This window comes from Allobosea sp. GW821-FHT12C12 (assembly GCF_058807355.1).
Genome location: NZ_JBXAQP010000002.1, coordinates 157,172 through 171,966, shown reverse-complemented (window position 1 = coordinate 171,966; position 14,795 = coordinate 157,172). Strand labels below are relative to the sequence as shown.

Sequence of the window (14,795 nt, the reverse complement as noted above, 5' to 3'; positions counted from 1 at the left end):
GCCTGACCATCAGGACTTGTCCGTGTCCTCCGGCTCGAACAACTGCACCGGATGTCCGGGCATGATGGTCGAGATGGCGTGCTTGTAGACGAGCTGGGAATGCCCGTCGCGACGCAGGAGAACGCAGAAATTGTCGAACCAGGTGACGACGCCCTGCAGCTTGACGCCGTTGACGAGAAATATCGTCAGCGGGATCTTCTGCTTGCGAACGTGGTTGAGGAAGGTGTCTTGAAGGTTTTGTGCCCGCTCGGCGGCCATGGTCAGCACCTGTTGTTGGGATCGCTCATCGGGTTCAATCCCGCGATCCATTTCGTTCCGTTCGCGGGCCCGAAGTCAGCGCCGGCCCGCATCGGAACACCGATGATCCATTAGATCGTCGAGTTTCGTCACAAAGCAAGGGTCGCGCCGTCTGCATTTGACGCATCGATCCTGCGTATTGCGCAGATGGGCATGCAAGCAGCGCCGGGCGACGGGTCAGCCGACGCCGAGCGACTTGAGTTTGCGGTGAAGCGCCGAGCGCTCCATGCCGATGAACTCCGCCGTGCGCGAGATATTGCCGGAAAAACGCGCGATCTGCGCGATCAGATACTCCCGCTCGAAGATCTCGCGGGCGTCGCGCAGGGGCAGGCTCATCAGCCGCTCGCCGCCGGAGCCGGACGGCGTCGTCGGCACCATGGCGCCGACCTCGGCCGGCAGCATCTCGATCGTGATGTCGGCGGTCGGGTCGCCCTTGGTCAGGATCATCAGCCGCTCGACGTTGTTCCTGAGCTCGCGGACGTTGCCCGGCCATTGATGCGACTGCAGCACGGCCATGGCGTCGGAGCCGATGCGCCGCTGCGGCAGCCCGGTCGCGACCGAGATCTGCTCCATGAAGAAGTCGATCAGCTCCGGCACGTCCTCGCGCCGCTCGGACAGCGCCGGCACCCGAACGGGCACGACGCTGAGGCGGTGATAGAGATCCTCGCGGAAATGGCCCTCGCCGATCAGCTTGGCGAGGTCGCGCGCGCTCGACGAAATGATCCGGACGTCGACATGGACGCGGGTCGTGCCGCCGACGCGCTGGAAGTTCTGGTCGACCAGCACGCGCAGGATGCGATTTTGCGTCTCGCGCGGCATGTCGCCGATCTCGTCGATGTAGAGCGAGCCGCCATGGGCCTCCTCCAGCGCGCCGACGCGGCGCGAGCGCCCCTCGCCCGCCTCGACGCCGAACAGTTCCTCCTCCATCGTCTCGGGCGTGATCGTCGCGGCGTTGATCACGACGAAAGGCGCCGAGGCGCGGCTCGAGGCCTCGTGCAGCGTGCGCGCGGTCAGTTCCTTGCCGCAGCCCGGCTCGCCGGTGATCAGCACGCGCGCATTGGTCGGCGCGACCCGCTCGATCGTCTGGCGCAGCTGGTTGACCACGGTCGAGCGGCCGACGATGCGGCTCGCCTGGACCGAGCGCGTCTTGAGCTCGCGGACCTCGCGCCTGAGCCGCGAGGCTTCCAGCGCGCGCTCGGCGACCAGCACCAGCCGGTCGGCCTTGAACGGCTTCTCGATGAAGTCGTAGGCGCCGCTCTTGATGGCGGAGACGGCGGTCTCGATGTTGCCGTGGCCGGAGATCATCACGACGGCGAGGTCGGGGTGGCTCTCCTTGACCAGTTCGAGCACCTGCAGCCCGTCGAGCCTGCTGCCCTGCAGCCAGATGTCGAGGAAGACGAGGTTGGGCCGGCGCGCCGCGATCGCCGCCAGGGCCTCGTCGGCGGAGCCGGCCTTGCGCGTGCGGTAGCCTTCGTCCTCGAGCAGGCCGGCGACGAGTTCGCGGATATCGGCCTCGTCGTCGACGACCAGAATGTCAGCGCTCATGCGAGTATCCCGTTGTCATGGTGTTGTTGGCTCGGGGCAGCGCGGTCGCGCCCGGCGGGCTTCTGGTCTTTCGGCTCCTTCCTGGGTCCATTCTCCGGGAACCAGAGCCTGATGCGCGCCCCGCGTTTGCCCTCGGCGGCGTCGGGCCTGTCGAGCAGTTCGATGCCGCCGCCATGGTCCTCGAGGATCTTGCCGACGATGGCGAGGCCGAGCCCCGTGCCGCCCTCGCGGGTGGTGATATAGGGCTCGAGCAGCTTCTGACGCTGATCGGCGGGCAGACCCTTGCCGTTGTCGATGACGTCGATGACGATCCGCCCGTCCTCCTGCCGCTCGAAGGCGACGTCGATCCGGCCCGCGCCGCGTTCCTCGACCGGCACCGCCTCGATCGCCTCGGTCGCGTTCTTGATCACGTTGGTCAGCGCCTGCGAGATCAGCCGCCGGTCGAACTGCGCCGGCACCGGCGTCTCCGGCAGGGTGTCGGCGATGGTCAGCTCCGGATTGCCGACCCGCATCAGGAAGACGATCTGGCGCACGGTCTCGACGATGTCCTCGCGCGCCAGCGAGGGCTTGGGCATGCGCGCGAAGGACGAGAACTCGTCGACCATGCGGCGGATGTCCTCGACCTGGCGGACGATCGTGTCGGTGCACTGGTCGAAAACGTCCTTGCCGTCGGTAATGACCTTGCCGAACCGGCGCTTGATGCGCTCGGCCGAGAGCTGGATCGGCGTCAGCGGGTTCTTGATTTCATGGGCGATGCGGCGCGCCACGTCGGCCCAGGCGGCGGTGCGCTGCGCCGAGACGAGGTCGGTGATGTCGTCGAGCGTCACGACGAGGCCGGCGCCCGCCCCCTCGCCTTCGCGGACGGCGCGGACATTGACCATCCGGTCGCGCCCGCCGCGCGTGATCGCGACCTGGCCGGAGACCAGCCGCTGGCGCCCGAGCAGGGCATCGGCGACGCAGGCCGCGATCTCGGGCGCGGCGCGCGCGATCGGCTCGCCGAGCAGCCGCCCGCCGCCGCCCAGCAGGCTCTCGGCCGAGCGGTTGACGATGGTGATGTGGCCGTCGCCATCGAGGCCGAGCACGCCCGACGAGACGCCCGACAGCACGGTTTCGGTGAAGCGCCGCCGGCGGTCGATGACGTCGCTGGCGGTGATCAGCCCGTCGCGCTGGCGGCGCAGCTCCGCCGTCATCTTGTTGAAGGTCTCGCCGAGATGGGCGAGATCGCCTTCCGAGCGGCGGATCGGCACCTGGACATAGAAATTGCCGCTCGACACCTGGTCGGTGGCGTGGATCATCCGCCGGATCGGCGCGACCAGCCGGTTGGCGAAACTCAGGCCCAGCCAGATCGCCGAGAGCAGCAGGATGACGGCGATCAGCGCATACATCGAGGCGAAGGCGATCTGCACGCCCTTCCGGCGCGCGTCCAGCGCCAGATATTCGACCGCCGCGCCGCGCGCCACCGTCGGGAACTCGACCGCCAGCGGATCGACCTCGCGCGCGATGTGCAGGAAGCCGTTCTCATAGGCCGGCAGCCTGACGAGCGCGCCGAAGACGCGGCCCTCGCGCGGCACGATGCAGATCGGCTCGGGCGCGGCCCTGGCGTCGTCGAACGCCGCTTGGTCGGGCTTGGCCGCATCGCGCAGCACGTCGATATTGGCGCGCGCGACGACGATATCGGGCGGCTGCATGAGGGCCGCGACCGGAGTGCCCAAGGCGGTGGCGCGCGCCGTCAGGAAACTGTCGAACCATCGGCGGTCGACGTCGAATGCCGGCTTGGCGCGGGTCAGATCGTCGGCGAGGATGCGGATCTCGCGGCCGAGACCGCTGCACTGGCTGGCGGTATAGGCGTCGGCGACGTCGACGGATTTGGCGATCGCGTCGCGCATCCGGTCGGAGAACCACGGCGCCAGCCCACGCTCGATCGTGACGGTGGCGATGACCGCGACCAGCACCGCCGGCAGGGCCGCGACGATGCTGAACAGGCTGACGATGCGCACATGCAGGCCGGCCGCCGCCGCGCCCGCCCGGCGCGCCCGGATCAACACCGCGGCCTCGAAGGCGACGGTGATCAGCAGCAGCAGGATCAGCAGGCCGTTGAGGATGAAGACGCCGACCACGACCTCGTGGACCGGCACGATGGGCGTGACGCCGGACAACACCAGGAAGGTGACCAGCGCCGAGATGAGCGCGAACGCGACGACGACGGCGCCGAGCCAGCCCGAAACGCGCCGCGGCGGGTCTTCGGCCCGCGGCATGATCCTGATGTCGGTATTGGAAGCGGACACGGCGGTTCGACAACTCCGGTGGGGTCTGCCAGGCGATGGCCGGGACCCGGCGCACCGCACTGATGCGCCGCCGCAACGGTGTTGTCAAAATATGACATGGGAAAGGCAGCGGCCCGCGCGCCGCCTCGCTCGTCAGCGCGGCGAGCGCACCACCTGCATGTCGAGCTCGCGAATTTTCTTGCGCAGGGTGTTCCGGTTGAGGCCGAGAAGCTCGGCGGCGCGGATCTGGTTGCCGCGCGTCGCCGCGAGCGCGGCCGCGATCAGCGGCGGCTCGACCTCGCGCAGGATGCGGTGATAGAGGCCGGGCGGCGGGATATTGTCGCCGAAGCCGCCGAAATACTGGTTGAGATGGCGCTCGACCGAGCCCGACAGCGTCTCGGCCCGCTCCTGAGCCGGCCCGCCGGAAAAACTGCTCGACGATGTCGCCGGCTGCAGCTCCGCGTCGACGATCGGCGCGGTGATGGTTTCCTGGGGATAGAGCGCCGCCAGCCTGCGGACCAGGTTCTCCAGCTCGCGGACGTTGCCGGGCCAGCGATAGCGCCGCAGCACGTCCATCGCTTCCGAATCGATCTGCTTGCGCGGCAGGCCCTCCTTCTCGACCAGCGCGAAGAAGTGGCGCACCAGATCGGGAATGTCCTCGACGCGCTCGCGCAAGGGCGGCAGCCGGATCGGCACGACGTTCAGCCGGAAGAACAGATCCTCGCGGAACAGCCCCTGCGCGATCGAGATGCGCAGATCCTTGTTGGTCGCCGCGACGATGCGGACATTGGTCTTGATCGGCGTGCGGCCGCCTACGGTGGTGTATTCGCCCTGCTGCAGCACGCGCAGCAGCCGCGTCTGCGCCTCCATCGGCATGTCGCCGATCTCGTCGAGGAAGAGCGTGCCGCCCTCGGCCTGCTCGAAGCGGCCCGACGAGCGCGTCAGCGCGCCGGTGAAAGCGCCCTTCTCGTGGCCGAAGAGCTCGGACTCGATCAGATCCTTCGGGATCGCCGCCATGTTGATCGCGACGAACGGCCCGTTCTTGCGCTTGCCGTAGTCGTGCAGCGCGCGCGCGACCAGCTCCTTGCCGGTGCCGGACTCGCCGTTGATCATCACGGTCAGGTCGATCGGCATCAGCCGGGCGAGCGCGCGGTAGACGTCCTGCATCGCCGGCGAGCGGCCGATCAGCGGGATGTCGTCGGGCTCGGCGGGATGGGAGCGGGCGCTGTCGCCGCGCGGCCGCGACAGGGCGCGGCCGACGATCGCGACCAGCTCCTTCAGGTCGAAGGGCTTGGGCAGATATTCGTAGGCGCCGCGCTCGGAGGCCTTGATCGCGGTCATGAAGGTGTTCTGCGCGCTCATCACGATGATCGGCAGCTCGGGCCGGACGCGCTTGATGCGCGGCAGCAGGTCGAAGGCGTTGCCGTCTGGCATCACCACGTCGGTAATGATGAGGTCGCCCAGCCCCTGCGCGGCCCAGGTCCAGAGCGTCGCCGCCTGGCCGGTGGTCCGCACCTCGTAACCTGCCCTGGCGAGGGCCTGGTTGAGCACCGTGCGGATCGCGGCGTCGTCGTCGGCGACGAGAATGTTACCAGTCGGCATTCAATCTGGTCCTGTAGCCCTAAACCGTCTGCCGGACGCGCGGCTGGTGCAGCGGCAGCAGAATTCTGAAAGTCGTCCGGCGGGGGACGGATTCGCATTCGACGATCCCGCCATGGTCGCCGATCACCTTGGCGACGAGTGCAAGTCCAAGGCCACTGCCTTGCGCCTTGGTCGTCACGAACGGATCGAACAGATGCGGCAGCAGGTCGGACGGCACGCCTGCCCCGTTGTCGCGGATGCCGATCTCGAGCGGCAGGGCGATGCGGCCGGGCGAGCCGGCGAGCTGCATCCGGATGCCGGGGCGGTAGGCGGTGGTCAGGCTGATCTCGCCGTCGATCGCTTGTGTGCCAATGGCTTCGGCCGCGTTCTTCACCAGGTTCAGCAGCACCTGGACCAGCTGGTCGCGGTTGCCGGCGACCGGCGGAAGCGAGGGATCGTAGATCTCGTTGAAGCGGATGTGGCGCGCGAAGCCCGACTGGGCGAGGCGCTTCACATGGTCGAGAACGTCGTGGACATTGACCGCGTCGCGCTCGCTCGGGCGTTCGTCGCCGAAGAGCTCGACCCGCTCGACGAGCTTCACGATCCGGTCCGTCTCGTCGCAGATCAGCTGGGTCAGGACCCGGTCGCCGTCCGGCGCCGAGGCTTCGAGCAGCTGCGCCGCCCCGCGGATGCCGGAGAGCGGGTTCTTGATCTCATGGGCGAGCATGGCGCCGAGCGCCGTGATCGAGCGCGCTGCCCCGCGATGGGTCAGCTGTCTGTCCATTTTTTCAGCAATTGTCCGTTCTTGAAGCATAAGCACGACGACATCGCCCTGGCTCGGCAAGGGAGAGGCGAAAACATCGACGACACGATCCATGCCGAGGCGCGGCGAGCCGAGGTCGAGCCGGTATTCGCTGACGCTCGCGCCGCGCCGCCTGACCTCGTCGACCAGCGCCAGCACCGGCGAGCCGAAGGCGATCAGGTCGTCGATGCGCTGCCGCTTCAGGACGACGGCGCTCGCCTGGAAGAAATCCTCGGCCGCGGTATTGGCATAGAGCACGCCGTGCTCCTCGCCGACGACCAGGACCGGCATCGGCAGCACGTTGAGGGCCTGGATTTCGAGCGAGTCGACCAGGAAGCCCTCCCCACTTGCTCCGCCAGCGTCGATGAACGCCATCGCCATACGCAACATCCCTCGTTTCAGGCCGCGACGCGGCCGCGCTCACGCGTGTAAAGACCGTCGAGCGCGGCCAGAACGGCGGCCGGCTCGGCGGATGTCAGGAGGGTTCGCCGCAGCCCGGCATCGGCGGCGCGGCCGCTGGCGAGCGCCTCGTCGGCATAGGCCGCAAGGTGCTTGCGGGCATGGCGCACGCCATGGGCGACGCCCATCAGGCTCAGCAGCCCCTCGTAGTGCTCGCGCGCGATCGCATGCTTCCGCGCGATCGACAGCCGGGGCGGCGTCCGGCCGGAAAGCCCCGCCCCGATCTCGCCGGCGAGCCAGGGTCGCCCGAGCGCCGCGCGACCGACCATGACGAAATCGGCCCCCGATCGGGCGAGACAGGTTTCGGCGTCGTCGAGGTCGTGGATGTCGCCATTGGCGACGAGCGGGAACGCGCCCTGCTTCCGGACGGCGGCGATGGCGCGCCAGTCCGCCGTGCCCTTGTAGAATTGCTGCCGCGTGCGGCCGTGAACCGTGATCATTGCGGCGCCGGACGCCACAGCGCGGCGCGCGAGTTCGGGCGCGTTGCGCGAGGCGTCGTCCCAGCCCAGCCGCATCTTGACGGTCACCGGCACGGACACAGCCTTCACGGCCGCCTCGACGAGCGCGAGCGCGTGGTCGGGATCGCGCATCAGCGCCGAGCCGGCCCAGCCGCCCGTGACCTTCTTGGCCGGGCAGCCCATGTTGATGTCGACGATCGCGGCGCCGTTGGCCTCGGCCAGCTTCGCCGCTTCGCCGAGCCAGCGCGGATCGCAGCCGGCAAGCTGCACGACATGGGGATGAATGCCCTCGCCCTCGGCGCGGATGCGGTATTCCTCGCTGCCGCGCACGAATTCGTCGGACGCGACCATTTCGGAGACGACGAGGCCGGCGCCATGGCGGGCCGCGATCCGGCGCATGACGATGTCGGTCACGCCCGACATCGGCGCGAGGAACGCCCGCGACGCCAGGACATGGCGGCCGATCGAAGGCATGCCCGACGCTTCGCGCCCGGCGCTCGCTAAAGTTGCGCCTGAATTAGAGGCAATTTCCATTGTGCATATTTATTGGACATCGCTGCGCGAGCGCAAGGGGCGCGGGCTGATATTGCAGTGCGTCATCGCCGCACCCGCGCCGCACCCGTCCCGCCGGGCCAAACCGCGGGTTCATGCCGCTTGGACTTTGCGCGTCCTGCGATTATCAGCGAAGAATCTGGACGACCATGGGCGCGGCCGAACGTGACACCCGAAAACCATGCCACTGTTGCGGCCCTGCTGGTCGCCGCCGGCCGTGGCCTGCGCGCCGGGGGCGAGGTGCCGAAGCAGTACAGGCTGCTGCGCGGCCGGCCAGTTCTTGCCCATGCGCTGACGCCTTTCGCGGCGGAGCGGCGGATCGGGCGGATCGTCGTGGTGATCGCCGAGGGCGACGAGGCGCGCTATGCCCAAAGCGTCGCCGGTGAAGACGCCGCGCCACTGCATGCGCCCGTCTTCGGCGGCGAGACCCGCCAGCAGTCGGTGCGGCTCGGCCTGCGCGCACTTGCGGCAAACGGTTTCGTCGGCACCGTGCTCGTTCACGACGCCGCGCGCCCCTTCGTCTCGACCGCGCTGATCGACCGGGCGATCGGCGCCATGCATGGCGAGATCGCCGCCATTCCGGCCCTGGCCGTGACCGACACGATCAAGCGCCTCGACGGGTCCGGCCGCATCGCGGAAACTCCGCCGCGACACCGCCTCGTCCGCGTGCAGACGCCGCAGGCCTTCGATCTCGGAGCGCTGCTGGCCGCCCATGAGAGCGCCCATGCGCAAGGACTTGGCGGCTTCACCGACGACGCCGCGCTGATGGAATGGGCCGGGCATCCGGTCGCGACCTTTGCCGGGGAGGCGGGCAATTTGAAACTGACCCATCCCGAAGACTTGGCCGGGCTCGATGCGGCGGCGCTGACCGTCCGCGTCGGCACCGGCTACGACGTGCATGCCTTCGGGCCCGGCGATCATGTCTCGCTCGGCGGCGTCCGCATACCTCACGAGCGCGGCGTCGTCGCCCATTCCGATGGAGACGTCGCGCTGCATGCCCTGACCGACGCGCTGCTGGGCGCGCTGGCCGAGGGCGACATCGGCACGCATTTCCCGCCTAGCGACCCGCAATGGCGCAATGCCGCCTCCGGGCGCTTCCTCGCCTTCGCGGCCGGGCGCGTCGCCGAGCGCGGCGGCCGCATCGACCATCTCGACATCACCGTGGTCTGCGAGACGCCGCGCATCGGGCCGCATCGCGAGGCGATCCGCGCCGAGATCGCCCGCATCGCCGGGGTTGCCGTGTCGCGCGTCGCGATCAAGGCGACGACCTCGGAGCGCATGGGTTTCACCGGCCGCGGCGAGGGACTGGCGGCGCTCGCGACCGCGACGATCCGCCTGCCCGACGAGGACTGAGGCCGATGTTCGACGCCGAGATCGCCGCATGCGCCGTCGCCGTGCTGGAAGCCTGCAGGGCGCGGAACCTGACGGTCGCCACGGTCGAATCCTGCACCGGCGGTCTGGTTTCGGGCGCGCTGACCGCGATCCCGGGCTCGTCGGATGTCGTTGTCGGCGGATTGGTGACCTATTCCAACGCCGCCAAGAGCGCGCTGGCCGGCGTGCCCTCGCCGCTGGTCGCCGCGCATGGCGCCGTCAGCGAGCCGGTCGCGCGCGCCATGGCGCAGGGCGGCCGGGCGCGATTGTCGGCGAGCCTGACGGTCGCGATCACCGGCGTCGCCGGTCCGGGCGGCGGCAGCCCCGGGAAGCCGGTGGGGCTGGTGCATTTCGCCTGCGCCTCGCCGGCCGGAACGGCCCATCGCGAAGAGCGCTTCGGCCCGCTCTCGCGCGACGAGATCAGGCGGCGTTCGGTGCTGGTCGCGCTGGAGATGCTGGCCGAGGCGGCTCGGTCCGGTTGAACGTTCAGCCGCCCGTCGCCGGCAGTGGCGCCCCGCCCTCCCCATAGACCAGATCGGCCCGGCGCTCGAAGGCCTCGGAGAATTTGCGGAAGGCCTTGTCGAACATCGCGCCCATCAGCAGGCCGAGCATGCGGCTGGCGAATTCGTAGGAAATGAAGAAGCCGACCTCGCAGCCGACCTCGTGCGGCTTGAAGCTCCAGCGGTTTTCGAGATGGCGGAAGGGCCCGTCGACATATTCGACCAGAATCTTGAGATTCGCGGGATCGAGCGTCACCCGGCTGGTGAAGGTCTCGCGGATCGCCTTGTAGCCGACGCTCATATCGGCCATCAGCACCTCGCCGCCGCCCTCGCGCGGGGTGCGCCGGCGCACGTTGAGCCCCTCGCAGAGCGGCAGGAACTGCGGGTACTGCTCGATATCGGCGACGAGCGCGAACATCTGCTCGGGCGAGTGCCGCACGCGCCGCGCGGAGTTGAACATCGGCATCGGACGTGCGCGCCCTCAGCCGGGTCTGGCGGCGCGGGCCGCGCGCAGCTTGGCGAAGTCCTCGCCGGCATGGTGCGATGAGCGCGTCAGCGGCGTCGAGGACACCATCAAAAAACCCTTCACATAGGCGATCGCCTCGAAACCCCTGAACTCGTCGGGCGTGACGAAGCGGATCACCGCATGGTGCTTGCGCGAGGGCGCGAGATACTGGCCGATGGTGATGAAATCGACATCGGCCGAGCGGAGATCGTCCATGAGCTGGAGCACCTCGTTCCGCTCCTCGCCGAGGCCGACCATGATGCCGGACTTGGTGAAGATCGCCGGATCGAGCTCCTTGACCCGCTGCAGCAGCCGCAGCGAGTGGAAATAGCGCGCCCCGGGCCGGACCGTCAGGTATTTGCCCGGCACCGTCTCGAGATTGTGGTTGAACACGTCGGGCTTGGCCGCGACCACGACCTCCAGCGCGCCGGGCTTGCGCAGGAAGTCCGGCGTCAGGATCTCGATCGTGGTGCCGGGCGAGGCAGCCCGGATGGCGCGGATGACCTGCGCGAAATGCCCGGCGCCGCCGTCCTTGAGATCGTCGCGATCGACCGAGGTGATGACGACATGCTCCAGCCCGAGCTTGGCGACGGCCTCGGCGACCTTGCGCGGCTCCTCGGCGTCGAGCGCCTCGGGCACGCCGGTCCTGACGTTGCAGAAGGCGCAGGCCCGCGTGCAGGTGTCGCCCATGATCATGAAGGTGGCGTGCTTCTTCTCCCAGCACTCGCCGATATTGGGGCAGCCCGCCTCCTCGCAGACGGTGACCAGCTTGTTCGCCTTCACGATCTCCCTGGTCTCGGCCCATTTCGGCGAGCCGGGCGCCTTGACCCTGATCCAGTCCGGCTTGCGCAGGATCGGGTTCTCGGGTCGCTTCTGCTTCTCGGGATGGCGCAGCTCGCCGGAATCGGCCCTCGGATTGCCGATATTCGGGCGCGGATCGCGGTTGAGCAGGTCGAGAACGAGAGCCATGGCACCTAAGTCCATCGCGGCGGCCCGCAAGGCCGCCGCCCAGGCTCCTAGCTAATCGTCCAGGCGGCGCAGAGCAACCGCATGCGGCGAAGACAACCGCGTCAGTTGCGGCCCCGCGCCGCGTTCCAGATGACGATGACGACGACCGCGCCGGCGATCGCCGCCGCCAGCGTGCGCCAGAAGCCGAAGATCGGGATGTCCATCAGCTCGGCGACGCGGCTGCCGATGAAGGAGCCGGCGACGCCGACCAGCATGTTGGTGAACAGGCCGTGGTCGGACGAGGTCAGGCGTTCGGCGATCCAGCCGGCCAGAATGCCGATCAGGATGGTGGCGAAGAAGCCGTAGCCCGGCTGGGCCATGGTGGCGGCGAAACTCTGCATGCGGGTAGTCCCCCATAAGGCGCGTGGTGCGCCGCGGCAAAAACAGGCGGAGCTCAGGCGATGAAGCGCGCCAGCAGCACGACGAGGATCGCGCCCAGCACCGCCATCGCCGACTCGTCGAGCAGCGCGGAGCCGGTGCGCACGCGCCAGCCGGTCAGCCTGACGATGCCCTGCCCGACCAGCATGCCGAGCACGCCGACGACGGCATGGCGCAGGAGCCCGCCGCCGCCGACGACCAGGCTGGCCGCGAAGCCGGTCGCCGTGCCGAGCGCGATCGTCGGAACGAGCCTGCGCCAGTCGAGCGCGAGCCCGCCTCCGGGCGGCAGGATCTCGACCTTGTCGTCGGGAATGATCCGGTCGGTCTGTCCGGGCTTGCGGCGGCGCGTGTCCATGGCGCGAATATGTGGATCGCCGCGGAGAAAGCCAGACCGGAGCGAAGCGAACCGGCGCCTTTCCGAAACGGCGGAACGGCGGCATTCGCCGGCACGCCGGTCTACGCGCCGTTCTTTCGCTTCCGGTCGATCAGCACGGCCTGCCGCCATCGGCTCGGCGGCTTGTCGGCGCGCTGGATGCAGCCTGCCCAGCAGCAGGGCCGCTTCTTCCCCTCCAGCACGTCCTCGCAGGTCCGCTCGATACGACGCCGGCGCGTCGAAGCCTGTTTCGCGTCCTCGACCCAGCAGATGAACTCGTTTCGACCGAGCGGCGTCAGGCTTTCCCACAGCATGAGCACGTTTGGATCCGACCGCCGCCCGGAAATCGTCGGCCGCCTCATGCACGGCGCCATGGGAAAAAGCGTTCACGACAAGACCTCCCGGCCATGCGGTCCGAACACCGGGTTCAATAGGGCGCATCTGCCGCAGATCGTGCCGTCCGTCGGAATCGGGATATCAAAGACAGTCGGTAGCGTGTTGGCGGAAGGGGTGGGATTCGAACCCACGGTGGGCTTTCACCCACGGCGGTTTTCAAGACCGCTGCCTTAAACCACTCGGCCACCCTTCCGGATCGCGCCTGTCAATGCCGCCGTGAAGCCGGTTTGGCAAGGCGAAACCTGCGCATCCTCATGCCGGGCCGGGCCGATCTTTACGCAGCCCTTATGCCCCGCCCCGCCCTTCCCGCTCGACCCTTGAGGGAAGGCGACGCCATCTCTCCGGTTCAATCTGACCGGAGTTCTGGGCTCATGGCCGACATCCTTTATCTCGCGCTCGGCGCAGGGGCGTTCGCGCTCCTCGGCGTCTATGCGTCGCTCCTGCGCAAGGCCTGAAGACCATGGCGCTGAGCTGGCTCTACGCGGCCGCGGCCCTCGGGCTCGCGGTCTACATGGTCGCCGCGCTGCTGCGCCCCGACCGATTCTGACCTCGCATTCGTAAAGGAGACCTCGCGATGGATTGGCGGGGCTGGGCCGAGATCGTCTTCACGATCGCGCTGACGGTGGCCATCGGATGGCCGCTGGGACTGTTCATGTGCCGCGTCTGGGCCGGCGAGCGCACCTGGCTCGATCCGGCGCTGCGCCCGGTCGAGCGGCTGGCCTACGCCGCCTTCGGGGTCGATCCGAAGCAGGGCCAGACCTGGCTCGGCTATGCCGGGGCCCTGCTCGCCTTCAGCGCGGCCGGCTTCGTGCTGCTCTATCTGCAGCTGCGCTTCCAGAACCTGCTGCCGCTGAACCCGCAGGGTTTCGACGGCCTGTCGCCGCATCTCGCCTTCAACACGGCGGTCAGCTTCGTCACCAACACGAACTGGCAGTCCTATGGCGGCGAGGCGACGATGAGCCATCTCAGCCAGATGGCCGGCTTGACCGTGCAGAACTTCGTCTCGGCCGGCGCGGGGCTCGCGGTGGCGGCCGCCATCGCGCGAGCCTTCGCCGCCGATCGCGGCGAGACGCTGGGCAATTTCTGGGTCGATGTGACGCGCGTCATCCTCTACGTCCTGTTGCCGCTCTCGATCGTCACCGCGATCGCGCTGGTCGCGGCCGGCGTGCCGCAGACGCTGCTCGCCAATGTCGAGGCTTCGACGCCGGAAGGCGCCAGGCAGGTGATCGCGCTGGCCCCGATCGCCTCGCAGGAGGCGATCAAGCAGTGGGGCACCAATGGCGGCGGCATCTTCAACGCCAACTCGGCCCATCCCTTCGAGAACCCCAACCCTCTGACCAATCTGATCGAGGTCGTCTCGCTGAACGCGCTCGCTTTCGGGACGGTCGTCGCCTTCGGCCGCGTCGCCGGCGCCCGCCGCGAGGCGCGCGCCCTGCTAGCGGCCATGGTCATCCTGGTCGGCGTCGCGGCGGCCGTGATCTACTCCTCCGAGACCTTGACGCCGCAGCCGGCGCTGACGGCTGCGGGCATCGCCAATCCTAGTTCCAACATGGAAGGCAAGGAAGTCCGCTTCGGCCCGGCGGCCAGCGCGCTCTGGGCGGCGCAGACCACCGGCGCCTCGAACGGCTCGGTCAACGCCATGCATGGCTCGTTCATGCCGCTCGGCGGCGGCATGGCGCTGTTCATGATCCAGCTCGGCGAGATCCTGCCGGGCGGCGTCGGCTCGGGGCTCTACGGCATCGTGGTGATGGCGCTGCTCGCCGTCTTCGTCGCGGGCCTGATGGTCGGGCGCACGCCGGAATATCTCGGCAAGAAGGTCGAGGCCCGCGAGATCAAGTTCGCGATGCTGGCGGTGCTGATCCTGCCGCTCGCCATCCTCGGCTTCTCCGGCGTCGCCGCCGTGCTGCCGGTGGCGCTGGAGGGTCTGCTCAACAAGGGGCCGCGCGGGCTGACCGAGATCCTCTATGCCTACTCCTCGGCCGCCGGCAACAACGGCTCGGCCTATGCGGGCCTGACCGCCAACGCGCCGTGGTGGAACACGACGCTCGGCATCGCGATGCTGCTCGGCCGCTTCGCCTATGCCGTGCCAGTGCTCGCCATCGCCGGCGCGATCGCCGCGAAGCCCAAGCTCAGCCCGACCGCGGGCACTTTGCCCTCGGACAGCCCGCTCTTCGTCGGCCTGCTGATCGGCATCATCCTGATCCTGGGCGGCCTGCAGTTCTTCCCCGCGCTCGCCCTGGGGCCGATCGTCGAGCATTTCCAGCTGCTTGCGGCCTCACGCTGAGCCGACAAAGGAAATTCGTTCC

The 14,795-nt window shown here is 68.8% G+C and carries 16 protein-coding genes and 1 tRNA gene; 5 read left to right on the top strand and 12 right to left on the bottom strand.

Translation table 11 applies throughout. From position 1 onward, the window contains the following. Positions 1–9: 9 nt before the first annotated feature. The 6 genes from hfq to dusB all read right to left on the bottom strand — a co-directional run bounded on the left by hfq (position 10) and on the right by dusB (position 7,880). The gene (gene hfq, locus AC1RRW_RS03720) at positions 10–258 is read right to left on the bottom strand and encodes an RNA chaperone Hfq (RefSeq protein WP_068184459.1); all 249 of its coding nucleotides are present in this window, start codon (positions 256–258) and stop codon (positions 10–12) included. 216 nt (positions 259–474) lie between these two features. Next, a complete protein-coding gene (gene ntrX / locus AC1RRW_RS03715) occupies positions 475–1,842 on the bottom strand; it encodes a nitrogen assimilation response regulator NtrX (RefSeq protein ID WP_492899183.1) in 1,368 nt (455 codons plus the stop codon). After that, on the bottom strand, positions 1,839–4,127 hold the full coding sequence (locus AC1RRW_RS03710) for a sensor histidine kinase NtrY-like (protein ID WP_492899182.1): 2,289 nt from the start codon (positions 4,125–4,127) through the stop codon (positions 1,839–1,841). Before AC1RRW_RS03710 ends, ntrX begins: the two co-directional genes overlap by 4 nt. Before the next feature lie 132 nt (positions 4,128–4,259). Further along, positions 4,260–5,708 carry a nitrogen regulation protein NR(I) gene (ntrC, locus tag AC1RRW_RS03705; protein ID WP_492899181.1) on the bottom strand — a complete coding sequence of 483 codons (1,449 nt, stop codon included), beginning with the start codon at positions 5,706–5,708 and terminating at the stop codon, positions 4,260–4,262. A 19-nt stretch (positions 5,709–5,727) separates the two neighbouring features. Beyond that, on the bottom strand, positions 5,728–6,870 hold the full coding sequence (locus tag AC1RRW_RS03700; RefSeq protein WP_492899180.1) for a two-component system sensor histidine kinase NtrB: 1,143 nt from the start codon (positions 6,868–6,870) through the stop codon (positions 5,728–5,730). Positions 6,871–6,887: 17 nt separating this feature from the next. After that, positions 6,888–7,880 (bottom strand): tRNA dihydrouridine synthase DusB, encoded by a 993-nt coding sequence (dusB, locus tag AC1RRW_RS03695; RefSeq protein ID WP_492899179.1) that lies wholly within the window; start codon positions 7,878–7,880, stop codon positions 6,888–6,890. Here dusB and AC1RRW_RS03690 point away from each other — a divergent pair. Genes AC1RRW_RS03690 through AC1RRW_RS03680 form a run of 3 tightly spaced genes read left to right on the top strand, consistent with a single transcriptional unit; the run spans position 7,804 to position 9,811 of the window. Then, positions 7,804–8,127, top strand: coding sequence for a hypothetical protein (locus tag AC1RRW_RS03690; RefSeq protein ID WP_492899404.1), 324 nt, complete (start codon positions 7,804–7,806; stop codon positions 8,125–8,127). The genes dusB and AC1RRW_RS03690 overlap by 77 nt on opposite strands. Next, positions 8,124–9,311 carry a bifunctional 2-C-methyl-D-erythritol 4-phosphate cytidylyltransferase/2-C-methyl-D-erythritol 2,4-cyclodiphosphate synthase gene (locus AC1RRW_RS03685; protein WP_492899178.1) on the top strand — a complete coding sequence of 396 codons (1,188 nt, stop codon included), beginning with the start codon at positions 8,124–8,126 and terminating at the stop codon, positions 9,309–9,311. Before AC1RRW_RS03690 ends, AC1RRW_RS03685 begins: the two co-directional genes overlap by 4 nt. A 5-nt stretch (positions 9,312–9,316) precedes the next feature. After that, positions 9,317–9,811: a CinA family protein gene (locus AC1RRW_RS03680; RefSeq protein ID WP_492899177.1), complete on the top strand. Its 495-nt coding sequence runs from the start codon at positions 9,317–9,319 to the stop codon at positions 9,809–9,811. A gap of 4 nt (positions 9,812–9,815) precedes the next feature. Here the strand turns inward: AC1RRW_RS03680 and AC1RRW_RS03675 are convergent, their stop codons facing one another. From AC1RRW_RS03675 to AC1RRW_RS03650, 6 genes are all read right to left on the bottom strand, one after another. Then, positions 9,816–10,295 carry a type II toxin-antitoxin system RatA family toxin gene (locus AC1RRW_RS03675; RefSeq protein WP_492899176.1) on the bottom strand — a complete coding sequence of 160 codons (480 nt, stop codon included), beginning with the start codon at positions 10,293–10,295 and terminating at the stop codon, positions 9,816–9,818. Positions 10,296–10,310: 15 nt separating this feature from the next. Further along, on the bottom strand, positions 10,311–11,303 hold the full coding sequence (lipA, locus tag AC1RRW_RS03670) for a lipoyl synthase (RefSeq protein WP_492899175.1): 993 nt from the start codon (positions 11,301–11,303) through the stop codon (positions 10,311–10,313). A 101-nt stretch (positions 11,304–11,404) separates the two neighbouring features. After that, positions 11,405–11,683, bottom strand: coding sequence for a GlsB/YeaQ/YmgE family stress response membrane protein (locus AC1RRW_RS03665; protein ID WP_492899174.1), 279 nt, complete (start codon positions 11,681–11,683; stop codon positions 11,405–11,407). A gap of 53 nt (positions 11,684–11,736) precedes the next feature. Beyond that, positions 11,737–12,075 (bottom strand): GlsB/YeaQ/YmgE family stress response membrane protein, encoded by a 339-nt coding sequence (locus AC1RRW_RS03660; protein WP_492899173.1) that lies wholly within the window; start codon positions 12,073–12,075, stop codon positions 11,737–11,739. A 101-nt stretch (positions 12,076–12,176) separates the two neighbouring features. Then, a complete protein-coding gene (locus AC1RRW_RS03655; RefSeq protein ID WP_492899397.1) occupies positions 12,177–12,407 on the bottom strand; it encodes a YdeI/OmpD-associated family protein in 231 nt (76 codons plus the stop codon). A 185-nt stretch (positions 12,408–12,592) separates the two neighbouring features. Beyond that, positions 12,593–12,682: transfer RNA gene (locus AC1RRW_RS03650), tRNA-Ser, on the bottom strand. 267 nt (positions 12,683–12,949) lie between these two features. Here AC1RRW_RS03650 and kdpF point away from each other — a divergent pair. Together kdpF and kdpA are read left to right on the top strand one after the other, a co-directional pair. Then, a complete protein-coding gene (gene kdpF / locus AC1RRW_RS03645) occupies positions 12,950–13,036 on the top strand; it encodes a K(+)-transporting ATPase subunit F (RefSeq protein WP_492899396.1) in 87 nt (28 codons plus the stop codon). A gap of 27 nt (positions 13,037–13,063) precedes the next feature. Then, positions 13,064–14,773 carry a potassium-transporting ATPase subunit KdpA gene (gene kdpA / locus AC1RRW_RS03640; RefSeq protein ID WP_492899172.1) on the top strand — a complete coding sequence of 570 codons (1,710 nt, stop codon included), beginning with the start codon at positions 13,064–13,066 and terminating at the stop codon, positions 14,771–14,773. Positions 14,774–14,795 lie beyond the last annotated feature (22 nt).